The following is a 21,521-nucleotide window of genomic DNA, read 5'->3' as shown; positions in this document are numbered from 1 at the left end:
GATCATCCCCCGGTGCCCTGCTGGCTGGTGATCGCCGGTTCACCGCCGGCCGGCTGTGGCACTCCGATCACCCGGCCGTCCGGCAGCCGGATGAAGGCCGGCGACCCCGAGTCGACCAGACCCAGCTTGCGGGCCCGGGCCGCCAGGTTGCCCGGCACCTCCGCCTCGGCGATCTTCTGCTCCAGCTCCTGCTGCTGGACGTTCAACGTGGACTGCTGCTGCTGCAGCCGCTCCAGCCGGAACGCGTTCTCGTTAACCTTGCTGTTGACCACCAGGATGCCGAGCATCCCGCCGACCACCAGCGCCAGGATCAGCGCCGCGAAGGAGACCCTCGGCCGGGCCACCGGCAGCGGTGGCGCCGCCCGGAGCCGCGCGCGCCGAGCCGGCGCCGCCGGCGCCGGCGCACCCTCCGGCCGCTCGTCGGAGCTGTCCCAGACCCGCAGGCCCCGGGCGGACTCCGCCGGCTCCGCCCAGTCGGGCTCGCGCAGGGCGGCGCTGCCCTGCGTCGGATAGCGTCGCGCCCCCCGGACGCGGGACTCCGGCGCCGGGTTCGACCGGTCGCCACCCACCCGCTGCGCCCGCTGCACCGTGGTCCGGCCCCCCGACCGCGGTGCGCGCTGCTGCGCGCCGCGCGCCGCGTCGGGCTGTTCCCGGCGCTCGCGCTTGTTGACGTTCATCTTCCCTCCCCCTGTACCGTCGTGCCGCCGCCGTCGGTTGCCGGCTGCGGCGTATCCCGTGGCACTCCACCGGATCCACCCGATGCCCCCGCACCGGCCGGATCCGTTACCCCGACGGCGCGGCCGGGCCGCTCGCGGACGGCCCGCCGCTCCGTCGTCGTGCTCGCACCGCCGTTGGGTCCGATCCGCTCCGCCGCCCGCAGCCGCACCGAGGCGGCCCTCGGGTTGGCCTGGACCTCCGCCTCGCCCGGTAGCTCAGCTCCCCTGCTGAGCAGCCGCAGCGTCGGTCCGGTCCCGGGCAGTTCGACCGGCAGGTCGACCGGCCCGGTGCTGCGGGAGCGGCCGGCGAACACCTGCTTGGTGATCCGGTCCTCCAGCGAGTGGTAGGACAACACCACCACGCGACCGCCCTCGGACAGCGCGTCCAGGGCGGCCGGCAGCGCCGTTTCCAGCGCGGCCAGCTCTCGGTTTACCTCGATCCGTAAAGCCTGAAACGTCCTCTTGGCCGGATGTCCTCCGGTACGCCGGGCAGGTGCCGGAATGGCCTCCCTGACCAGTTCGGCGAGCCGGGCCGACGAGGTGAGTCGGGACCGTTCCCGTTCCCGGACGATCGCCGAGGCGATCCGCCCGGCGAACCGCTCCTCCCCGTAGACCCGGAACACCCGGGCCAGCTCGCCGTGCGGGTAGGTGTTGACCACCTCCTCGGCGGTCGTGCCGGCGGACTGGTCCATCCGCATGTCCAGCGGTGCGTCCTGGGCGTAGGCGAACCCGCGGTCGGGCGCGTCGAGTTGGAGCGAGGAGACGCCCAGGTCGAAGAGGACACCGTCGACCCGATCGTGCCCGAGCCGCGCCAGCACCTCGGGCAGCTCGTCGTAGACCGCGTGCACCAACTGCGTCCGGTCGGCGTACCGGTCGAGCCGGGCTCGTGCGTGGGCCAGCGCCTCGGTGTCCCGGTCGAGTCCGACCAGGACGGTACGCGGATGCGCGGCGAGCACCGCCTCGGCGTGCCCGGCCAGCCCGAGGGTGGCGTCCACGTACACGGTCGGCCGGTCAGCCCGGTCCAGGGCGGGGGCGAGCAGCTCGAGACATCGCTCAAGCAGCACCGGCACGTGCGTACCGCGTAGCTCCCCCATGTCGACCCCCAGTGACCGCTGTCCCGTCCGGACGTGCCCGGTGTTTCTCGCTCGTCATACCGCCAGATCCCCATCCGCTCTACTCCCCCGGGCCGACCTTCGGACCGTCGGAGGATCGCGCCTGGCACCGGGGAAGAGGCGCCAGGAACCTGGAGCGGGTGGAGATCTCGCAGTACGTCGGGCGTCGGCACGCGCCGCCCTACAGTCCGCCCGGCAGCACCCCCTCCTCGATGTCGGCGAAGTCCTCTTCGCTCTCCGCGAGGTAGGTCTCCCAGGACCGCTTGTCCCAGATCTCCACCCGGGTGCTCGCGCCGATCACCACCAGCTCCCGGTCCAACGCCGCGTATTCCCGCAGGTGGATCGGGATGGTCACCCGACCCTGCTTGTCCGGGATCTCGTCGTGGGCACTGGCGAAGAAGACCCGGCCGTAGGCCCGGGCCGCCTTGTGCGTCATCGGCTGCTCGCGCAACTGCCCGGCGATGCGCTGGAACTCGGGCATCGGGAAGACGTAGAGGCAGCGCTCCTGCCCTTTGGTGATCACGACACCTCCCGCCAGCTCATCCCGGAACTTGGCCGGAAGGATCAGCCGGCCCTTCTCGTCCAGGCGCGGGGTGTGCGTGCCGAGAAACACCGGCCCAACCCCCTCGCCCTTCCAGCGACGTTCGCGGCGCCGCTGCCCCCCGGGCCGGCGGGCCCTCCTGGCCCCCCATCGCGCCCCACTCTACTCCACTTCCCTCCACCCGCAACCGGAATCGCCCGGAAAGACCGGCTGTCTCCCGAGTGAATCCGCACGTCAGAGCGGGTGGCCCGCGGTGGAGGGAAACGGGGACCCCGCCGCGCGGGTCCGCTATCCGACAGCGGTACGTCGGAAGCCGAGCGCCCGGAAATAAGCAGGTATTTCCGACTAGTCAACCGGCGTAACCGGCCTGAATCATGAGGGCGGGGAGGGAAGTGGAGGAAAAATTCGTGGTGCTGGCCGGCGCCTCGGCTCCACGGCAGCGGGTGGCGGAGGGCCGGGGACAGCGGGTCAGCTCAGCCGGGGACAGCGGGTCAGCTCAGCCGGGGACAGCGGGTCAGCTCAGCCGGGGACAGCGGGTCAGCTCAGCCCGGGCCACCGGGCCGCGATCTCCAGAGCGGCGCGTACCGGATCGCCGCCCCACCGGCTGGGGAAGGCGTCCGCGACCACCCAGCCGGCCTGGACGAGTGCACCGTGCCGGGCGATATGTGCCGCCGGGCCGGCCGGGTGCACGGCACAGCTCAGCCCGATCGCCGCCGCGCCCGCGCCGACGCAGAGATCCACGCTCCAGCGCCCGACCGGATAGCGGCGGCGCACCGGTAGCCCGAGCCGGGTCAGCTCCGCCGCCAGCTCGGCCGGCCAGCCGTCCTGCTCCGCCCCGGCCGCCTCACCCGGACCGACGGCGGACGGACCGACAGCGAACGAGCCGACGGCGGACGGACCGACAGCGAACGAGCCGACGGCGGGCGGGTCGGCAGCGGGCGGGTCGGCAGCGGACGGACCAGCGGCGGACGGCGTCGGGACGGTCACCGGTTCGCCGCGCGGGCCCGGCGGCGAACCGGCGTGCCGCAGGTAGTCGCCGATCAGGCCGTTCGGCTCCGGCTGCGAGGTCAGCACCACCATCCGGCGCCGCGCCCGGGTCACCATGACGTTGAACAGGTGCGGGTCGGTCAGGAAGCGCAACCGTCCGGCGGGAACCGGGTCGGTCACCGCCAGCGACACCACCACGGTCTCCGCCTCGCTGCCCTGAAACGAGTGGACCGTGCCGACCCGCAGCCCGAGACGCTCGATCTCGGTCACCGGGAACGCCGCGACCAGCGCCGCCTCCAGGGCGTCGGCCTGGGCCCGGAACGGGGTGATCACGCCGATTCCGGTCCGACCCGCCTCGGCCAGCCGGCGTATCTCGGCGACCGCCGACGCGATCTCGGCCCGGTTCACTCCCGTCTCGGTCCCGGCGCCCGACACCGGCACGACGTCGATCACGTCCGCCGTCTCGTTGCGGGGATGGCGGGTGGCGACGGCGATCCGGCCGCCGTAGAAGCGGTTCGCCGAGAACTCGATCAGGTGCGGGGCGCACCGGTAGTGCTCGTCGAGCCAGGTGACCGGGGCAGCGCCGGCGGCCAGGTCGAAGGCACTGACCCGGCGTACGTCCACCCGGTTGTCCAGGCCGTGCCGCTGCAGGGTCGCCGCCACGTCGACGTCGGCGACGAACGAGACGAACCGGAGCTGCCGCGGATCGCCGACCACCAGCGCCCGCCGGGCCCGGGCCAGGGCGGGCGCCGCCCGGATCTGGTCGGTGTGCGACGCCTCGTCCATGATCACCAGGTCGAAGAGCCCGGCGATCGGGGGCAGCAGGTCCTCGACGTCGGTGACCGTGCCGACCCAGAGCGGCAGGGCGCGGACCAGGGACTCCCCGCTCAGCTCGGCGAGGAGTTCACGGCGCCGGTTACGGCCCGCCCGCAGCGCCCCGCCCAGCGCGGCGGCGCTGCGGCGACCGGCGGAGTCCCAGCGGTCCGGGCCACGGCTGCGGTGCCGCATCGCGGTGCCCAACGCTGCCGACCACCGCTGCCGGGCCTGTGCCAGCTCGGCCCAGAGTGGAGCCGAATCGGCGCCGCCGACCGTCGCCAACCGGGCCGCCGCGACCTCCGCCCGGGCCGCCGCGATCGCCGCCTCGATCCGGTCCAGCGACACCGTGGAGGCGGCGCCGAGCCGACGTCGCAGCCGGCGGCCGGGTGGTCCGGGCAGCAGCCAGCGCCGCCACCGGGCGCCGGCCGAGGCCCGGAGCCGGCCTGCGGCCCGGGCCGCTCCGGCCAGGTCGGCACCGGGCTCGAAGGCACCCGGTGCGTCGAGGCGGAGCCCGCCGACCACCGGTGCCCAGTGCCGGACGGAGTCGGCCAGCAGTTCGAGGTCGAGCAGCTCGGTGAGCTGGTGCGTCACCCGCTCGACCGTGGCGGCCGCCGCTGCGACGGCGGCCCGGTCGGCGTCCAGGGTCGCCGCCGTCACCTCCGGTTCGGTGCCGAGCGGTTCGGTGCCGAGCGGTTCGGCGCCGGGCGGTTGGGCGCCGAGGTCGAGGGAGGCGGCGAGCGCGGCCCGGCGCTCCGCGTCGCCGAAGAGCACCGGTCGCGGCCCCGGATAGCGTTCCAGCAACTCGCCGAGCACGTCGGCGGCGTGTGTGGACTGGGTGACCACCAGGACGCTTCCGCCCCGGTCGACCACGTCCAGCGCGGCGGCCACCACCGCGTGGCTCTTGCCGTTGCCCGGCGGACCGGAGACCACGGTCAACGGCTGCCGCCGGACCCGGCGTACCACCTCGGCCTGCGCCTCGTTGAGCGGCAGCGGCGAGTCGACCGGCTCGGCCGCACCGGCAGGATCGGTGGAGCCGTTCCGGCCGTCCGGGGTGCCGGTGCCGTAGAGCACGGCCAGGGCGGTGGAGTCGACCTCCGGTCGGGCCGCCCAGGCGCGCAGCCGGTCACCGAGGGCCAGCCCGGCGACGTCGCGCACCCCGAAGAGCACCGCCGAGACGTAGAGCACCGGTGTGCGGGCCGGAAAGCTCGCCCGGCCGGTACGCCGGGTCCGGTCGATCTCGCGTACCGGCAGGCCGGTCGCCGTGGCGACGGTGCGCAACCAGGCCTCGGCACCGGTGCTCGCCAGCCAGTCGGGCCCGCCGAGACCCGGCGCCGCCTCCAGCCGGGCGGCCAGGTCCCGGTCCTCGACCAGCGGCGTGACCTCCAGGTCGCCCGCCGGGACGACGCGGTACCCGCGCAGCGTCCGCTCCAGCCGGACCGGCTCGCTGAGCAGCGGCACCCGAACCTTCCGGTTGCCGCCATCCGTCTCGACCACCCCGCCGACGAGTCCCCAGCCACGGCGCAGCGTCCGCTCGTCCCGATGCAGCAGGTCGGCCGCTGCCAGCCGTTCCACCTCACGGGACCGGCGGCAGGAACGTGGATCGGCCAGCCAGATCAGCGGCTGGCCGGGACGGGTGACGTCGAGGACCCGCTCGGGGGCGGCCGGTGCGAGGTCGGCAAGGGCCCGCAGCACGGTGGCGACGGATGGGCTCATCGGCCGCCGAGCGTAGCAACACCGCTGCCACCCGCTCCTCGGACCGGAACGCGGGCTCGCACCGGTACATCGTGCGACGGTCGCCAGCCCGGCGCCGTCCGGTAACCTCGCTCGCGTGACGGACGGGAAGATGCCTCTCCGGGCAAAGGTGGCCAGTTCCGTGTCGCGCACCGCCGCGGCCCTCTCCCGGGCGGCCGGGCGGGGTGACGGCTCGGTGATCGGCGGATGGATCGGTCTCAAGATCGATCCAGATCTCCTGGCCCACCTGGCGTCCGGCCGGGCCATCGCGCTCATTTCCGGGACCAACGGCAAGACGACCACCACCCGGCTGACCGCGGCGGCGGTGGGCGTACTCGGCCGGGTGGCGACCAACTCGTTCGGGGCGAACATGCCGACCGGGCACACGTCGGCGCTGGCCAAGGCCGGCACCACCCCGTACGCGGTGCTCGAGGTCGACGAGCACTACCTGGCCCAGGTGCTGGAGTCCACCGAGCCCCGGGTGGTGGCGCTGCTCAACCTCTCCCGCGACCAGCTCGACCGGGCCAAGGAAGTGGCGATGATGGCCCAGCTCTGGCGGGCCGCGCTGGTCCGGCACCCCTCGGTGCGGGTGGTCGCCAACGCCGACGACCCGATGGTGGTCTGGGCGGCGATGCCGCCGCCGGACCGCAGCCCGCAGGTGGCGTCGCCGGTGGTGACCTGGTTCAGCGCCGGGCAGCGCTGGCACGACGACTCGTGGGTCTGCCCCGAGTGCGGCGCCCCGATCGAGCGGATGGCGGACCAGTGGTGGTGCACGGGCTGTCCGCTGCGCCGGCCGGAGCCGCAGTGGGTGGTCGAGGACGACGGCGTGGTCGACCCGGCCGGCGACTGGCACAAGATCGTCCTGCAGCTACCCGGCCGGGTCAACCTCGGCAACGCGGCGACCGCGCTGGCCGTCGCCGCCGAGTTCGGCGTACGCCCGACCGACGCGGTCTCCCGGCTCGGCGGGGTCGCCTCGGTCGCCGGCCGGTACGCACAGGTGGTCAAGGACGGCCGCACCATCCGGCTGCTGCTGGCGAAGAACCCGGCGAGCTGGCTGGAGGCGTTCGACATGGCCGACGAGGCGCCGACGCTGCTGTCGATCAACGCCCGGGACCCGGACGGCCTGGACACCTCCTGGCTCTTCGACGTGGACTTCTCCCCGCTGCGCGGGCGGCAGGTGCTGATCACCGGCGACCGGGCATACGACCTCGCGGTCCGGCTGGACGTCAACGACGTGCCGTTCCAGCACGTACGGACCTTTACCGAAGCGATCACGATCGTCCCGCCGGGACGGCTCGAGGTCATCGCCAACTACACGGCGTTCCAGGACATCCGAGCGGAGTTGGACCGTGTCAACTGATCCCGCCTACCGCATGCCCGGCCCGAGCGGCGGAGAGAGCAACCTGCGCATCGTCTGGATCTACCCGGACCTGCTCTCCACCTACGGCGACCGGGGAAACCTGCTGATCCTGGCGCGCCGCGCCCAGCAGCGCGGGATGCCGGTGGAGATCCTCGAGATCCGCTCCGACCAGCGGCTGCCCGTCTCGGCCGACATCTACCTGCTCGGCGGGGGCGAGGACGGCCCGCAGGCACTGGGTGCGCAGCGGCTGATCGCGGACGGCGGGCTGCGCCGCTCGGCCGACCAGGGCTCGGTGATCTTCGCGGTCTGCGCCGGCTACCAGTTGCTGGGCGGCTCGTTCTTTGCCAAGGGCACCAAGTGCGCCGGCCTGGACCTGCTCGACCTGCACTCCGACCGGGGGCCGACCCGGGCCGTCGGTGAACTCGCCGGCGACATCGACCCCCGGCTCGGGCTGCCGCCGCTGAGCGGCTTCGAGAACCACGGCGGCCGGACCCACCTCGGTCCGGGGGTCTCCCCGCTGGCCCGGGTCAGCAGCGGGGTCGGCAACGACGGCAGCACCGAGGGGGCGTGGCGGGGCAAGCTGCTCGGCACGTATTCGCACGGTCCGGCGCTGGCCCGCAACCCCGCCCTGGCGGACCTGCTGCTGTGCTGGGCGATCGGGGTGCAGCAGCTGCCGCCGCTGGACGACACCTGGTCGGACCGGCTCCGGGCCGAACGCACCGCGGCCCTGGCCGCCGCCCGGCAGTGATCGACCGCGTCCGGCGCCCGCTCCGGCGGCCGTCGGTCGCGCGGTTCACCGCACTGCTCCTGCTGCTCGGCCTTCTCGGGCTGGGCCTGCTGCTGCTCCCCCGTCCGGACGCGGCCGAGCTGCCCCGGCTGGCCGACCGGCTCGGCCCGCTGGCCCCGGTGGCGGCGATCGGCGTCGGCGCGTTGCTACTGGTGGCGCTGGTGCCCCGGACGGCGATAACGCTCGCCTGGGGTGCGATCTTCGGGCCGCTGCCCGGTGCCGGCTACACGCTGGCCGCCGCGCTGCTCGCCGCGGGCGCCGGCTTCGCGGTCGGCCGCCTGCTCGGTCGGGAGTTCGTGGCGGAGCGGGTACGCGGCCGGCTCGCCCGGCTCGACCGCTGGTTCGCCCGGCAGAGCGTGCTCGGGGTGATCAGTGTCCGGCTGGTCCCGCTCGGCGGTTTCGGGCTGATCAGCTACGGCTACGGCACCACCGGCGCCCGGCTGGGACCGTTCCTTCTGGGCAGCGTGCTCGCCGCCACCCCGTCGGCGTTCGGGTACGCCGCCGTGGGCGCGGCGGCGGTCTCCCCGACCGAGATCAACTGGCTGGCGGTCAGCCCCGGCGCTCTCGGGCTGGTCGCCACCGCCGTGCTGGCGGCGCGCTGGTGGCGGGCGGAGCGCGCCGGCCGGGCCGGTGCGCCGGAGTAGACCCGGCTCCGACGGGCGGACGAGGACGGGCGCCCCCTGGTCATTCCGCGGTATTTGCCACGTTATGCCCAGCCGTCGTTAGGCTGGAATCCAGGTCCAGAGCCGATGCCCAGCGAGGTGACCGGGTGAAGTCGTACGCCGAGACGGCCGGCGCGGTGGAGACCGCCGACACCGCCGTGGTACGCGGACCGAACGCGGTCGTGGTGCGGCTCTCCGTCAACGGCACCCTGCGCAACCTCCTGATCGAACCCCGGGTCAGCCTGCTGGACGCGCTCCGGGACCGGCTCGACCTCACCGGCAGCAAGAAGGGCTGCAACCAGGGCGCCTGCGGCGCCTGCACCGTCTGGGTCGACAAGCGGCGGGTGCTGGCCTGCCTCACCCTCGCCATCACCTGCGAGACCCGCGAGGTGACCACGATCGAGGGGCTCGCCGAGGAGGGAGCGCCACATCCGATGCAGCAGGCGTTCGTGCGCCAGGACGCCTTCCAGTGTGGATACTGCACCCCCGGTCAGATCATGTCGGCGGTCGCGTTCCTGGCCGAGGGGCACGCCGCCGACGACGCCGACATCCGGGAGTGGATGAGCGGCAACATCTGCCGCTGCGGGGCGTACCCGAACATCCGGGCCGCGATCCGGCAGGTCCTGGACGAGGCCGGGACGGGAGGGCCGGATGCGACCGCTTAGCTACTCCCGGGTGGCGGACGTCGCCACCGCGATCGGCACCGTCACCGCCGACCCGGAGAGCACCTTCCTGGCCGGCGGCACCAACGAGGTCGACCTGCAACGCGTCTACGTGGCCCGGTCCCGCCGGCTGGTCGACATCAACGACCTCCCGCTGCGCCAGGTCGACGAACTTCCCGGCGGCGGGGTACGGATCGGCGCCGTCGCCCGGATGAGCGACGTGGCCCAGGCCCTGCCGGTCCGGCGCCGCTTTCCGATGATCGCCCAGGCCCTGCTCTCCGGCGCCTCCCCGCAGCTGCGCAACATGGCGTCGATCGGCGGCAACCTGCTGCAGCGGACCCGCTGCGGCTACTTCCGGGACGTGGCAGCGGCCTGCAACAAGCGCGAGCCGGGCACCGGCTGCGCGGCGCTCGTCGGCGTCAACCGGGGCCACGCCGTCCTCGGCACCAGCCCGCACTGCATCGCCACCCACCCGTCGGACCTCGCCGTCGCCCTGGTCGCGCTGGACGCCGTGGTGCACACCCAGGGTCCGCGCGGGCACGGCCAGCTCCTCGCCGACGACTTCTTCCTGCTCCCCGGCGACAGTCCCGACCGGGAGCACGCGATCGCACACGGCGAGCTGGTGGTCGCCGTCGAGGTACCGCCGCTGCCGATGGCGAGTACGTCGATCTATCTCAAGGTGCGGGAGCGGGAGTCGTACGAGTTCGCGCTCGCCTCGGCGGCGGTCGCCGTCTCGCTCGACGCCGGGGTGATCACCGACGTGCGGCTGGCGCTCGGCGGCGTCGCGACCAAGCCCTGGCGGGCCCGGCGGGCCGAGTCGGTGCTGGTCGGCGCCCCGGCCACCGTCGAGACGTTCCGGGCGGCCGCCGACGCGGAGCTGGCCGGCGCGGTGCCGCACGGGATGAACGAATACAAGATCGAGCTGGCCCGGCGCACCGTCGTCCGGGCGCTGCGCGGCGTCACCGGTGCCGCCCGGATGGTCGGCGAGGACGGTAATCCACCATGAGCGGAGCAGCGTCGTGAGCCCGGTACTCGGTGCCGCCGTCGAGCGGGTGGACGGCATGGCGAAGACCACCGGCACGGCCCGGTACTCCGGCGAGCTGAACCTGCCGAACCTCGCCCACGCGGTGCTGGTCGGCGCCCGGGTGCCGAGCGGCCGGATCATCGGCATCGACTGCCGCCGGGCCAGCGTCGCCGACGGCGTCCACGCGGTGCTGACCCATCTCGACCTGCCCCCGGTGGCGGTGCGGCCGAGACTCTTCCCGGGACTGTTCGGGCTGGTCGCCCACGGGCAGAGCTTCTTCCCGATGCAGGACGACGTGGTGCACTACGCCGGCCAGCCGGTCGCGGTGGTGGTCGCCGACACGATCGAGCGGGCCGAGCACGCGGCCACCCTGGTCGAGGTGAACTACGCCGAGACGCCCTCGGTGACCCTGCTCGACCAGGCGCGCGACCAGTCGTACGAGCCGGAGAAGATCTTCGGCGGGATGCTGCCGGGCCGCAGCCCCAGCCGGGGCGACCCGGAGGCCGGGCTGCGGGACGCGGCGATCCGGCTCGACGTCACATACCGGTACGCGCCCAACCACCACAACCCGATCGAGCCCTCCACCACCACCGCTGTCTGGGACGACCGCGACCGGCTGACCCTCTACGACGCGACCCAGGGCCCCACCGCGACCCAGCTCTCCGTCTCGGAGCTCCTCGGGCTCTCCCCGACCAGGCTCCGGGTGGTCAGCCACTTCGTCGGCGGCAGCTTCGGCTGCAAGGCGCTGATCTGGGCCCACCCCACCCTGGCCGCGCTCGCCGCCCGCCAGGTCGGCCGGCCGGTCCGGCTGGTGCTCAGCCGGGACCAGATGTTCCACTCCTGCGGGCACCGGGAGGAGCAGGAGCAGCGGATCAGCCTCGGTGCCGACCCCGACGGAAGGCTGACCGCGCTGCGGCACGACAAGATCTCACTGACCTCGCACTACGACGACTGGGCCGAACCCTCCCTGGAGACCCCGTCCGTGCTCTACACCTGCCCCAACTACGCCGGCGGCTACCGCCTGGCCAGGGGCAACATCATCAGCCCGACCTTCACCCGTGCCCCGGGCGCGGCCACCGGGGTGTTCGCGCTGGAGTCCGCGATGGACGAGCTGGCCTGCGAGACGGGCATCGACCCGCTGGAGCTGCGGCTGCGCAACCACGCCGACGTCGATCCGACCAGCGGCAACCCATGGTCGAGCAAGGGGCTCAGGGAGTGCTACCAGCGCGGCGCCGAACTCTTCGGCTGGGCCGGGCGCGACCCCCGACCCGGGCAGCGGCGGGACGGGGACTGGCTGGTCGGCACCGGCATGGCCAGCGCCGCCTATCCGGTCGCCGCGCCGATGAACCCGCAGCGGGCCCGGGCCCGGCTCTACGGCGACGGCAGCGCCGTCGTCGAGGCCGGCATCGCCGAGTTCGGCACCGGCGCGCTCACCGCGATGACCCAGGTCGCGGCGGACGGCCTCGGGCTGCCGTTCGACCGGGTACGGTTCGTCGGCGGTACCAGCGACCTGCCCAACATCGCCGCCGCCGTCGGCTCGGCCGGGGCCAGCTCGACGAGTTCCGCCGTACACCTGGCCTGCACCGCGCTGCGCGACCAGCTCGTCGCGCAGGCGGTGGCCGACGCCGGGTCCCCGCTGCACGGCGCCGACCCGGGCGGCATCGTCGTCCGCGACGGCCGGATGTGCCGGCGGGACTCCCCGGAGGTCGGCGAGAGCTACGTCGAGCTGCTCCAGCGCAACCACCTGCCGGATGTCGATGCGCTCGGCAGCTGGCAGCCGCCCCCGCCGGACGGCGGCGGCTACGGCCTGCACACCTTCGGCGCCCAGTTCGCCGAGGTGGCCGTCGACGCCGACCTCGGGCTGGTCCGGGTACGCCGGCTGGTCGGCGTCTTCGCACCGGGCCGGATCCTCAACCGGCGGACCGCGCACAGCCAGCTCCTCGGCGGGATGATCTGGGGGCTGAGCCAGGCGCTGCTGGAGGCGAGCCGGATGGACCCGCACACCGGGCGGTGGGCCAACGCGAGCCTCGCCGACTACCTGGTGCCGGTGAACGCGGACGCCCCGGAGATCGTCGTCGACACCATCGAGGTCGCCGACTCCGTGGTCAACCCGCTCGGCGTGAAGGGGGTCGGCGAGATCGGGATCGTCGGCACCGCCGCCGCGATCGCCAACGCCGTGCACCACGCCACCGGCCGGCGGATCCGCGACCTCCCGATCACCGTCGAGGCACTGCTGTAGGTGTAGGTGTAAGGCGGGGGCCCTTCTTATCGTTTTCTGTTGTAGAAGGGCCCCCGCCTAACACTGCGCCCGCCTCAGGCGACGACGCTTACCATCCGGCCCGGGATCACGATCACCTTGCGGGGTTCCCGGCCGGCCAGCTGGTCGGCGACCGCCGCCAGCGCCGCCTCCCGGACCGCCGGCTCGGCCGCCTCCGCAGACACCTCCACCCGGCCCCGGACCTTGCCGTTGACCTGCACCGGGTACGTCACCGTCTCGGCGACCAGCAGGCGCGGATCGGCCTCGGGGAAGGGCTCGTACGCCAGCGACCCGGCGTGCCCCAGCCGCGCCCACAGCTCCTCGGCCAGGTGCGGGGCGAACGGCGACAGCATCAGCAGCAGCGGCTCGGCCACCTCGCGCGGGGTCGCCGGCAGTCGGGTCAGCCCGTTGGTCAGCTCGATCAGCTTGGCGATCGCGGTGTTCAGCCGGATGCCGTCCAGGTCGGCACGGACCCCGTCGACGATCCGGTGCAGCAGCCGGCGGGTCTCCTCGTCGGCCGGGGTCTCCACCACCCGCAGCTCGCCGGTCTGCTCGTCGACGATCGTCCGCCAGACCCGTTGCAGGAACCGGTAGGCCCCGACCACCGCCCGGGTCTCCCAGGGCCGGGAGACGTCCAGCGGGCCCATCGACATCTCGTAGACCCGGAACGTGTCGGCGCCGTACGCCTCGCACATCTCGTCCGGGGTCACCACGTTCCGCAGCGACTTGCCCATCTTGCCGTAGACCCGGGTGACCTGCTGGTCGCCGAAGTAGTAACGGCCGTCGACCTCCTCCACCTCGGCGGCCTCGACGTAGCTGCCCCGGTCGTTCTGGAAGGCGTACGCCTGGATCATGCCCTGGTTGTACAGCCGCCGGTACGGCTCGTAGGACGAGACGTGGCCCAGGTCGTACAGGACCTTGTGCCAGAAGCGGGCGTACAGCAGGTGCAGCACGGCGTGCTCCTGGCCGCCGACGTACAGGTCGACGCCGCCGCAGTCGCCGGGGGCCTGCGGGCCCATCCAGTAGCGCTCGTTGGCCGGGTCGACGAAGCGGTCGGCGTTCGTCGGGTCCAGGTAGCGCAGCTCGTACCAGCAGGAGCCGGCCCACTGCGGCATCACGTTGGTCTCCCGGGTGTAGCGCCTCGGCCCGTCGCCCAGGTCCAGCTCCACCTCGACCCAGTCCTTGCGCCGGGACAGCGGCGTCTCCGGCTCGGAGTCGGCGTCGTCCGGGTCGAAGGTGCGCGGCGCGAAGTCGTCCACCTCGGGCAGCTCGACCGGCAGCATCTCCTCGGGCAGCGGGATCGGGTTGCCCTGCTCGTCGTAGACGATCGGGAACGGTTCGCCCCAGTAGCGCTGCCGGCTGAACAGCCAGTCCCGCAGCCGGTAGGTGACCGCGCCGGAGCCGTGCCCGTTGGCCTCCAGCCACTCGATGATCCTGGCCTTGGCGTCGGCGACGAACAGCCCGTTCAGGTCCGGGCCGCCGTCGGGCGCGGCGCTGTTGATCGCCGGGCCCTCCCCGGTGTACGCCCTGCCGTCGAAGCTCTCCGGCGGCTGCACGGTGCGGACGATCGGCAGGTCGAAGACCTCGGCGAACTCCCAGTCCCGCTCGTCCTGCCCCGGCACCGCCATGATCGCACCGGTGCCGTAGCCGGCCAGCACGTAGTCGGCGACGAAGATCGGGATCTGCGCGCCGTTTACCGGGTTGCTGGCGTACGCCCCGACGAAGACGCCGGTCTTCTCCCGGTTCTCCGCCTGCCGCTCGACGTCGGTCTTTGCCGAGGCCGCCGTCCGGTAGGCCGCCACCGCGGCCCGGGGGGTCGGCTGCCCGCCGGTCCAGACCTCCTTCGTCCCCGCCGGCCAGGCGTCGCCGACCAGCGCCTCGACCAGCGGATGCTCCGGCGCCAGCACCAGGTAGGTGGCGCCGAAGACGGTGTCCGGCCGGGTGGTGAAGACCCGGATCGGCGCGGCGGCGGTCGGGAACTCGATGTGCGCGCCGGTCGACCGGCCGATCCAGTTCCGCTGTTGCAGCTTGATCGGCTCGGGCCAGTCCAGCGCGTCCAGGTCCTCGATCAGCCGGTCGGCGTACGCGGTGATCCGCATCATCCACTGCTTCAGGTTGCGCTTGAAGACCGGGAAGTTGCCCCGGTCGGAGCGACCGTCCGGGGTGACCTCCTCGTTCGCCAGCACCGTGCCCAGCCCCGGGCACCAGTTGACCGGCGCCTCCGAGACGTACGCCAGCCGGTGGTCGTCGACGATCCGGCGCCGCTCGGCCTCGGACAGCTCGGGCCAGGGGCGGCCGTCCGGGGTGGGCCGGGTGCCCGCCTCGAACTCGGCGACCAGCTCGGCGATGGGCCGGGCCTTCCTGGCGGAGGTGTCGTACCAGGAGTTGAAGACCTGCAGGAAGATCCACTGCGTCCAGCGGTAGTAGTCGGTGTCGATCGTCGCCACCGAGCGCCGGTCGTCGTGCCCCAGCCCCAGCCGGCGCAGCTGCGACCGGTAGTAGCCGATGTTCGCCTCGGTGGTGGTCCGCGGGTGGGTGCCGGTCTGCACCGCGTACTGCTCGGCGGGCAGGCCGAACGCGTCGAAGCCCATGGTGTGCAGCACGTTGCGCCCGACCATCCGCTGGTAGCGGGCGTAGCAGTCGGTGCCGATGTAGCCCAGCGGGTGCCCGACGTGCAGCCCCGCCCCCGACGGGTACGGGAACATGTCCAGCACGAACAGCTTCTCGGCGTCCGCCCGGGGGTGGCCGGGGTCGGCCAGCGGACCGGTCGGGTTCGGCGCCCGGAAGGTGCCCCGCTCGGCCCACCGGTCCTGCCAGCGGATCTCGATCTCGCCGGCCAGCTCGGCGGTGTACCGGAACGGCGGGATGTCCGCCGCCGGCTCCGCTGCCTCGGTCGTCATGTCGTCCTCTCCTCGCTACGTCCGTCGTCGCTCGCCCTTGTCGACCGCGCTGGCTGAGCATCAGGGTTCAGGTTTGTGGGCCGGGTCCGTTATCCGGGCACAAAAAAGCCCCTCACACAGGAGGGGTAGCCGTGCTGTCGCTCTCTGTCGCGTCAGCACGGCTCGCTAAGGAGCAGGTGGACCCGTGACATGCGCTCATCGTACCCCGGTCCTGCTCGGCCTGTCGCACCCGTATGCCCGGGGAGGATCCGACCTCCGGCCACCCCGGTGTGCTCGGGTGTGCTCGGCTCCGCCGAGGAATACGGTTAGCCTGAAGTGATGCGGGTGATCCGGTTACTCCGGACGGACGTACTCTCCCGCGAACCATCGGACCACCCCAGCGACTCTTACAAGCGGTGGCCGTGACCGACGAGGAGGAGGCCCGTGACTTCACAGACCTGGGACGAGCTGGGCGGGACGCTGCCGAGCGACCAGTTCCGCGCCGCCAGCGACGCGATCGTGGCCAACATCGAGGAGGTCATCGAGGGCAAGACGGCCACGGTCCGGCTGGCACTCGCCGTCCTGCTGGCCGAGGGTCACCTGCTGATCGAGGACGTGCCGGGCGTCGGCAAGACCAAGCTGGCCAAGGCGCTGGCCCGGTCGATCGACTGCTCGGTCCGGCGCATCCAGTTCACCCCCGACCTGCTGCCCAGTGACGTGACCGGGGTGAGCGTCTACAACCAGGAGACCCACGACTTCGAGTTCCGTCCCGGGGCGGTCTTCGCCAACCTGGTGGTCGGCGACGAGATCAACCGGGCCTCCCCGAAGACCCAGTCCGCGCTGCTGGAGTGCATGGAGGAGCGGCAGGTCACCGTCGACGGCGTCACCTACGAGCTGCAGACGCCGTTCATGGTCATCGCCACCCAGAACCCGATCGAGATGGAGGGGACCTATCCGCTGCCGGAGGCGCAGCGCGACCGGTTCACCGCCCGGATCGCGATGGGTTATCCCGACCCCGGCGCCGAGCTGGCCATGCTGGACGTGCACGGCGGCCGGGACCCGCTCCAGGAGCTCCGCCCGGTCTCCGACGCCGCCACCGTGCGCAAGCTGATCGCCACGGTACGCGACGTACACGTCGCCGACGCGGTCAAGCAGTACGCCGTCGACCTGGTCACCGCCACCCGGGAAGCTCCCGACCTGCGGCTCGGCGCCTCCCCCCGGGCCACCCTGCAACTGCTGCGCACCGCCCGCGCGGTGGCCGCACTGGAGGGACGCGACTACGTGCTCCCCGACGACCTGCAGGCGCTCGCCGTGCCGGTGCTCGCCCACCGGGTGCTCTCCACCGCCGACGCGCAGCTCTCCCGGCGCACCACCGACGCGATCATCTCCGAGCTGGTGCACCGGCTGCCGCTGCCGCACGAGCGGCAGCGCTCGCCGTACGACACCCGGCCCTCCTCCGGGGACGGCACCGGACGCTCCGAGTACGAGCCGCGGAGGCGGTGACGGTGCGCGAGGCGCTGCAGGGGCTCACCACCCGGGGACGGTCCTTCCTGGCCGCCGCCGTGGCGGCGGCGATCTCCGCGCTGATCCTCGGCGAGAAGGACCTGCTCCGGGTGGCGGTGCTGCTCGGCGTCCTGCCGCTGCTCGCCGCGCTCTACGTCGGGCGCAGCCGCTACAAGCTCGCCTGCAGCCGCTCGCTGGAGCCGCACCGGGTGCCGGTCGGGGCCAGCTCCCGGGTGGTGCTCCGGCTGCAGAACATGTCCCGGCTGCCCACCGGGACGCTGCTGCTGGAGGACCGGCTGCCGTACGCCCTCGGCAGCCGTCCCCGGGTGGTGCTGGAGCGGCTCGGGGCGCACCAGGCCAGTTCGGTGGCGTACACGGTCCGGGCCGACGTCCGCGGCCGCTACGAGGTCGGCCCGCTGGTGATCCGGCTGACCGACCCGTTCGGGCTCTGCGAGCTGACCCGGGCCTTCCCCAGCGTCGACCCGCTCACCGTCATCCCCCAGGTCACCCCACTCCCCTCGGTGCGGGTGGCCGGCGAGTACGCGGGCACCGGGGAGAGCCGGGCCCGGTCGGTGGCGGTGCACGGCGAGGACGACGCGGCCACCCGGGAATACCGGCGCGGTGACGACCTGCGCCGGGTGCACTGGAAGTCGACGGCCCGCACCGGCGAGCTGATGGTGCGCCGCGAGGAGCAGCCCTGGGAGAGCCGGGCGACGGTGGTGCTGGACACCCGGGCGTTCGCGCACCGGGGCGAGGGGCCGACCGCGAGCTTCGAGTGGGCGGTGTCGGCGGTGGCCAGCATCGCCGTGCACCTGCGGCAGGCCGGCTACAAGCTGCGGCTGGTCAGCGACTCCGGCATCGACGCGAACGCCAGCGACGCCGGTGGCGAAGGGCTGCTGCTGGACTACCTCGCCGACGTCCGGCTCAGCCAGCGCGGCGACGTGGCGACGCTCGTCGAACGGGTCCGGCAGCGCTCCGACGGCGGGCTCGTCATCGCCCTGCTCGGCACGCTCACCACCGCCGAGGCGGACCTGCTGGCCGGGCTGCGCGGCAACGGCGTGACCTGCATCGCCTTCCTGGTGGACAGTTCGACCTGGCTCAACCTCACCCCGCAGGCCAGGGAGGAGGCGAACCGCGCCCACGGCGCCGCCGCGCTCGCGCTGATGCAGAGCGGCTGGCGGGTGGTCGGGGTCGAGCACGGCAGCAAGCTGCCGGCGCTCTGGCCGCAGGCCGCCCGGGGCTCGCAGGGTTTCGCCTGGCGGGCCGCGCTCGCCGAGACGGTCGCCGGCGGGGTGCGGTGACCATGGACGGAGAGGACCGATGAGGGGACGCCGACACCTGGGATTCGTGGCGGCCGCGGCCACCCTGCTCGCCGCCGCCCCGATGTCCACCATCTACGACCGGTGGACCTGGCTGGTGCAGTGCGCGGTCGTCGTCGGCCTGATCGCCGGTGCGGCGACCCTGGCCAGGTGGTGGCGGGCACCGGTCTGGGCCCAGGTCCTCGCCATGGCCACCGCGCTGCTGTTCGGGCTGACCTGGATCTTCCCGAGCGGGCAGGAGCTGATGGCCCTGGTGCCCACGCCGGGCACCCTCACCCACTTCGCCGCGCTGCTGGCCAGCTCGGGCGAGGACATGCGGTCGTACGGGGTGCCGGTGGAGGACCTCGACTCGCTGCTCTTCCTCACCGCTCTCGGGGTCGGCGGGGTGGCGGTCGTGGTGGACGTGCTCACCGTCGGGATGCGCCGTCCCGCCCTGGCCGGACTGCCGATGCTGGCGATCTACTCGGTGCCGGTGGCGGTGCACGTCGACAGCGTCTCGGCGGTGCCGTTCGTGATCGGGGCCGCCGGCTTCCTCTGGCTGCTCGCCGCCGACAACGTCGACCGGGTCCGCCACTTCGGACGCCGGTTCACCGGCGACGGCCGGGACGTGGACGTCTGGGAGCCGTCGCCGCTGGCCGCCGCCGGCCGTCGGTTGGCGGTCATCGGCGTCGCGGTCGCCGTACTGCTGCCGCTGGCCGTGCCGGGGATGACCTCGGGACTACTCAGCCAGTTCGGCAGCGGTGGGAGCGGTGACGGCAGCGGCCGGCCCGGCGCGGGCGGCTCGCCGGGCCGGGTCAACCTCTTCGCCCAGCTCAGCGGCGAGCTGAACCGCTCCGAGCAGCGCGACATGGTCAAGGTGACGACGAACGACCCGGACCCGTTCTATCTGCGCTTCGCGGTCGCCGACGACTTCGAGCGCACCGGCTTCGGGCCGCGTTCCCCAGAGGGGACGCCGGTGACCCAGGGGCTGCCGGTCCCCCGTGAGCTGAGCCGGAGCGAGGATCGGGGGATCACCCGGACCCAGTACGAGGCCCAGGTCGAGATCGTCGACTTCGTCATGCCGTTCCTGCCCGTCTACACCGCGCCGGTGACCACCCGGGGCATCGACGGGAACTGGCGCTACGACGCGACCATGCAGGTCGTCTACTCGGAGCGGGCGTCGTCGCGGGGCCGGCAGTACTCCTTCGACTTCGTCCGGTCGGAGTACACCCCGGCCGCGCTCGCGGCCGCGCCGACCCTGGCGCCGGAGCACGCCTTCCGGAAGCTCTACACGACCGTCGAGCCGGTGCGGGAGGTCGAGGAACTCGTCGAGCGGCTGACCGCCGGCAAGCGCAACGACTACGAGCGGGTCCGGGCCATCTACGACCACTTCTCCCGGAAGAACGGCTTCAGCTACGCCCTGAACACCGAGGGCGGGACCAGCGGGCAGGACATCGTCAACTTCCTCACCAACAAGGTCGGCTTCTGCCAGCAGTACGCCGCCGCGATGACCTGGCTGGTCCGCGAGGCCGGCGTCCCGGCCCGGGTGGCCTTTGGCTTCACCAGCGCCAACCGCTCCGGCAACACCTATACGTTGACCAACAACAACCTGCACGCCTGGACCGAGGTCTACTTCACCGGGGTCGGCTGGGTGCCGTTCGACGCCACCCCGGCGGCCAGCGTCACCGGTTCGGTCCGGTCCGGCTGGGCACCGGATCCGGACGCGCCGGAGGAGAGCGCGACCACCCCGACGACGCCGGGCGGCCAGGCCACCGATCCGTCGGCCGGTCCGGAGTCGCCGGACGGCTCGGAGGGCGATCCCGGGGAGGCCTTCGACGGCGGCGCCGGAATCGCCCCGGAGGGCGGACCCCGGTGGCCGCTCTGGGTGCTCGCCGGTGTCGGGCTGCTGGTGCTGCTGCTCGCCGTCCCCGCCCTCCGGCGGGTGCTGCTGCGCCGCCGCCGGCAGACCCGGGCCGCCGCCGCGGCCAGCACCCTGGCGTCGGTGGCGGCGGACGGGGACGCACCGCCCGGGGTGGCCCGGGTGGTGCTCAGCGACTCCGAACTCGCCCGGGCCCGGGCCGACGCGCACGCCGCCTGGGACGAGTTGGTCGACACCCTTGTCGACTTCCGGGTCACGGTGGATCCGGCGGAGACGCCCCGGGCCACCGCCGAACGGCTGGCCCGGGAGGATCTGTCGGCGAGCAACGCCGAGGAGGCGGTACGCCTGCTCGCCCGCGCCGAGGAGCGGGCCCGGTACGCCCGGGAGCCACTGCGGCACGGTCCGCTCGGCGACGCCCTCCGCACGGTACGCCGGGCGCTGCGGGCCGGAGCCGATCGGCGTACCCGGCTGGTGGCGTCGACCCTGCCGCCCTCGGTGTTGCTCCGTTGGCGCCTGGCGACCATGGATGCCTCGGCCGGCTTCGTCGGGCTGACCGGCCGGTTACGGGAGCGGCTGCTGCGGTTCAGTCCCCGGCGCGTCCTGGCCGGCCGCCCGTCCCGCTGAGCGGTTAGCCGGAGGGACCCGAACCGTGATCGGCGGGGCCCGGGTCCCTCCGTCCGGGTCCCTCCGTCCGGGTCCCTCCGTCCGGGTCCCGAGCAGGACGACCTGTTTCGCAGGAGGCCGGCAGGAGGGGTGCCGGAAGCCGGCAACCCGACCGGGAACGCAAACGGCCGGCGGAGACGCACCGCCGGCAGCAGATATGGGGGCATGGCGAATTGCCGCTGGTCGCCGGGAGCGGTCCCGGCGGTACCGTCAGCGGGGCGGGCGGGCCCCACGGACGGGAACGGTCAGCGGTGGCCTTCCGGCCGCTGACGCCACCTCTCCTCGAGTCGGTCGATCAACGACAGGCGTCGCCCGCTGCGGACGCGGCGGCTGGTGGTGCCGCCGACCACGTGCAGGTCCGGTGACTGCGCCTTGCGCTGCGACAGCATCGCGAAGGCGGCCGCACCGAGCATCACCACGAAGCCCGCCACTCCGAGCAGCGGAGTTTTGCTCACCGTGCCATAGACGACCAATGCAAGGCCAGCGATGATCACGCTGACCGCGACGAGCAGGCGACGCCGCGCGTGGAAACGCGGATCGCTGGCGCGCACAGCCGAGGCGAACTTTGGGTCCTCGGCAAGCGACTGCTCGATCTGTTCGAACAGCCGCTGCTCGTGCTCCGAGAGCGGCACGGCACTCCTCCC

General features: G+C 73.5%; 15 protein-coding genes. 9 read left to right on the top strand and 6 right to left on the bottom strand.

Going from position 1 to position 21,521, the window contains the following annotated elements; genetic code table 11:
- Nucleotides 1-2: 2 nt before the first annotated feature.
- The 4 genes from ACN28C_RS14935 to ACN28C_RS14920 all read right to left on the bottom strand — a co-directional run bounded on the left by ACN28C_RS14935 (nt 3) and on the right by ACN28C_RS14920 (nt 5,885).
- Nucleotides 3-677 (bottom strand): hypothetical protein, encoded by a 675-nt coding sequence (locus ACN28C_RS14935; RefSeq protein ID WP_422774053.1) that lies wholly within the window; start codon nt 675-677, stop codon nt 3-5.
- Nucleotides 674-1,810, bottom strand: coding sequence for a 16S rRNA (cytosine(1402)-N(4))-methyltransferase RsmH (gene rsmH / locus ACN28C_RS14930; protein ID WP_422774052.1), 1,137 nt, complete (start codon nt 1,808-1,810; stop codon nt 674-676). The genes ACN28C_RS14935 and rsmH overlap by 4 nt, the downstream gene beginning before the upstream one ends.
- Nucleotides 1,811-2,009: 199 nt before the next feature.
- The gene (mraZ, locus tag ACN28C_RS14925) at nt 2,010-2,441 is read right to left on the bottom strand and encodes a division/cell wall cluster transcriptional repressor MraZ (protein ID WP_421494317.1); all 432 of its coding nucleotides are present in this window, start codon (nt 2,439-2,441) and stop codon (nt 2,010-2,012) included.
- 465 nt (nt 2,442-2,906) lie between these two features.
- Entirely contained in the window at nt 2,907-5,885 is a 2,979-nt protein-coding gene (locus tag ACN28C_RS14920; protein WP_422774051.1) for a DEAD/DEAH box helicase, read from the bottom strand.
- A gap of 130 nt (nt 5,886-6,015) precedes the next feature.
- Between ACN28C_RS14920 and ACN28C_RS14915 the strand changes: the two genes are divergently transcribed.
- The 6 genes from ACN28C_RS14915 to ACN28C_RS14890 all read left to right on the top strand — a co-directional run bounded on the left by ACN28C_RS14915 (nt 6,016) and on the right by ACN28C_RS14890 (nt 12,637).
- Nucleotides 6,016-7,263 carry a MurT ligase domain-containing protein gene (locus ACN28C_RS14915; protein WP_422774675.1) on the top strand — a complete coding sequence of 416 codons (1,248 nt, stop codon included), beginning with the start codon at nt 6,016-6,018 and terminating at the stop codon, nt 7,261-7,263.
- Nucleotides 7,264-7,276: 13 nt separating this feature from the next.
- Entirely contained in the window at nt 7,277-8,011 is a 735-nt protein-coding gene (locus ACN28C_RS14910; RefSeq protein ID WP_422774674.1) for a type 1 glutamine amidotransferase, read from the top strand.
- Nucleotides 8,008-8,694, top strand: coding sequence for a TVP38/TMEM64 family protein (locus ACN28C_RS14905; protein WP_422774050.1), 687 nt, complete (start codon nt 8,008-8,010; stop codon nt 8,692-8,694). The genes ACN28C_RS14910 and ACN28C_RS14905 overlap by 4 nt, the downstream gene beginning before the upstream one ends.
- 176 nt (nt 8,695-8,870) lie before the next feature.
- Nucleotides 8,871-9,377 carry a (2Fe-2S)-binding protein gene (locus tag ACN28C_RS14900; protein WP_422774673.1) on the top strand — a complete coding sequence of 169 codons (507 nt, stop codon included), beginning with the start codon at nt 8,871-8,873 and terminating at the stop codon, nt 9,375-9,377.
- Nucleotides 9,364-10,380, top strand: a complete 1,017-nt coding sequence (locus ACN28C_RS14895; RefSeq protein WP_422774049.1) for an FAD binding domain-containing protein — start codon at nt 9,364-9,366, stop codon at nt 10,378-10,380. The genes ACN28C_RS14900 and ACN28C_RS14895 overlap by 14 nt, the downstream gene beginning before the upstream one ends.
- Nucleotides 10,381-10,393: 13 nt before the next feature.
- On the top strand, nt 10,394-12,637 hold the full coding sequence (locus ACN28C_RS14890) for a xanthine dehydrogenase family protein molybdopterin-binding subunit (RefSeq protein ID WP_422774048.1): 2,244 nt from the start codon (nt 10,394-10,396) through the stop codon (nt 12,635-12,637).
- Nucleotides 12,638-12,711: 74 nt separating this feature from the next.
- On the opposite strand, the gene leuS is transcribed toward ACN28C_RS14890, so the two are convergent.
- The gene (gene leuS / locus ACN28C_RS14885) at nt 12,712-15,555 is read right to left on the bottom strand and encodes a leucine--tRNA ligase (protein WP_422774047.1); all 2,844 of its coding nucleotides are present in this window, start codon (nt 15,553-15,555) and stop codon (nt 12,712-12,714) included.
- Between the two features lie 423 nt (nt 15,556-15,978).
- Between leuS and ACN28C_RS14880 the strand changes: the two genes are divergently transcribed.
- The 3 genes from ACN28C_RS14880 to ACN28C_RS14870 are packed head-to-tail and all read left to right on the top strand — an operon-like array spanning nt 15,979 to nt 20,838.
- On the top strand, nt 15,979-17,037 hold the full coding sequence (locus tag ACN28C_RS14880) for an AAA family ATPase (protein ID WP_422774046.1): 1,059 nt from the start codon (nt 15,979-15,981) through the stop codon (nt 17,035-17,037).
- Nucleotides 17,038-17,039: 2 nt separating this feature from the next.
- On the top strand, nt 17,040-18,338 hold the full coding sequence (locus ACN28C_RS14875; RefSeq protein ID WP_422774045.1) for a DUF58 domain-containing protein: 1,299 nt from the start codon (nt 17,040-17,042) through the stop codon (nt 18,336-18,338).
- Between the two features lie 19 nt (nt 18,339-18,357).
- Nucleotides 18,358-20,838, top strand: a complete 2,481-nt coding sequence (locus ACN28C_RS14870; protein WP_422774044.1) for a transglutaminase TgpA family protein — start codon at nt 18,358-18,360, stop codon at nt 20,836-20,838.
- Nucleotides 20,839-21,122: 284 nt separating this feature from the next.
- Here ACN28C_RS14870 and ACN28C_RS14865 read toward each other — a convergent pair whose 3' ends face one another.
- Nucleotides 21,123-21,509 (bottom strand): DUF3040 domain-containing protein, encoded by a 387-nt coding sequence (locus tag ACN28C_RS14865; RefSeq protein WP_101367165.1) that lies wholly within the window; start codon nt 21,507-21,509, stop codon nt 21,123-21,125.
- Nucleotides 21,510-21,521 lie beyond the last annotated feature (12 nt).

This window comes from Plantactinospora sp. WMMC1484, from assembly GCF_049315195.1.
Taxonomy (GTDB): Bacteria; Actinomycetota; Actinomycetes; order Mycobacteriales; family Micromonosporaceae; genus Plantactinospora.
Note: the sequence above shows the minus strand (reverse complement) of the source record. Positions and strands in the feature narration are given on the sequence as shown.

Coding starts and splice junctions, on each gene's coding strand:
- ACN28C_RS14935 (WP_422774053.1), bottom strand. CDS start 677: ATGAACGTCAACAAGCGCGAGCGCCGGGAACAGCCCGACGCGGCGCGC.
- rsmH (WP_422774052.1), bottom strand. CDS start 1,810: ATGGGGGAGCTACGCGGTACGCACGTGCCGGTGCTGCTTGAGCGATGT.
- ACN28C_RS14920 (WP_422774051.1), bottom strand. CDS start 5,885: ATGAGCCCATCCGTCGCCACCGTGCTGCGGGCCCTTGCCGACCTCGCA.
- ACN28C_RS14915 (WP_422774675.1), top strand. CDS start 6,016: ATGCCTCTCCGGGCAAAGGTGGCCAGTTCCGTGTCGCGCACCGCCGCG.
- ACN28C_RS14910 (WP_422774674.1), top strand. CDS start 7,277: ATGCCCGGCCCGAGCGGCGGAGAGAGCAACCTGCGCATCGTCTGGATC.
- ACN28C_RS14895 (WP_422774049.1), top strand. CDS start 9,364: ATGCGACCGCTTAGCTACTCCCGGGTGGCGGACGTCGCCACCGCGATC.
- leuS (WP_422774047.1), bottom strand. CDS start 15,555: ATGACGACCGAGGCAGCGGAGCCGGCGGCGGACATCCCGCCGTTCCGG.
- ACN28C_RS14870 (WP_422774044.1), top strand. CDS start 18,358: ATGAGGGGACGCCGACACCTGGGATTCGTGGCGGCCGCGGCCACCCTG.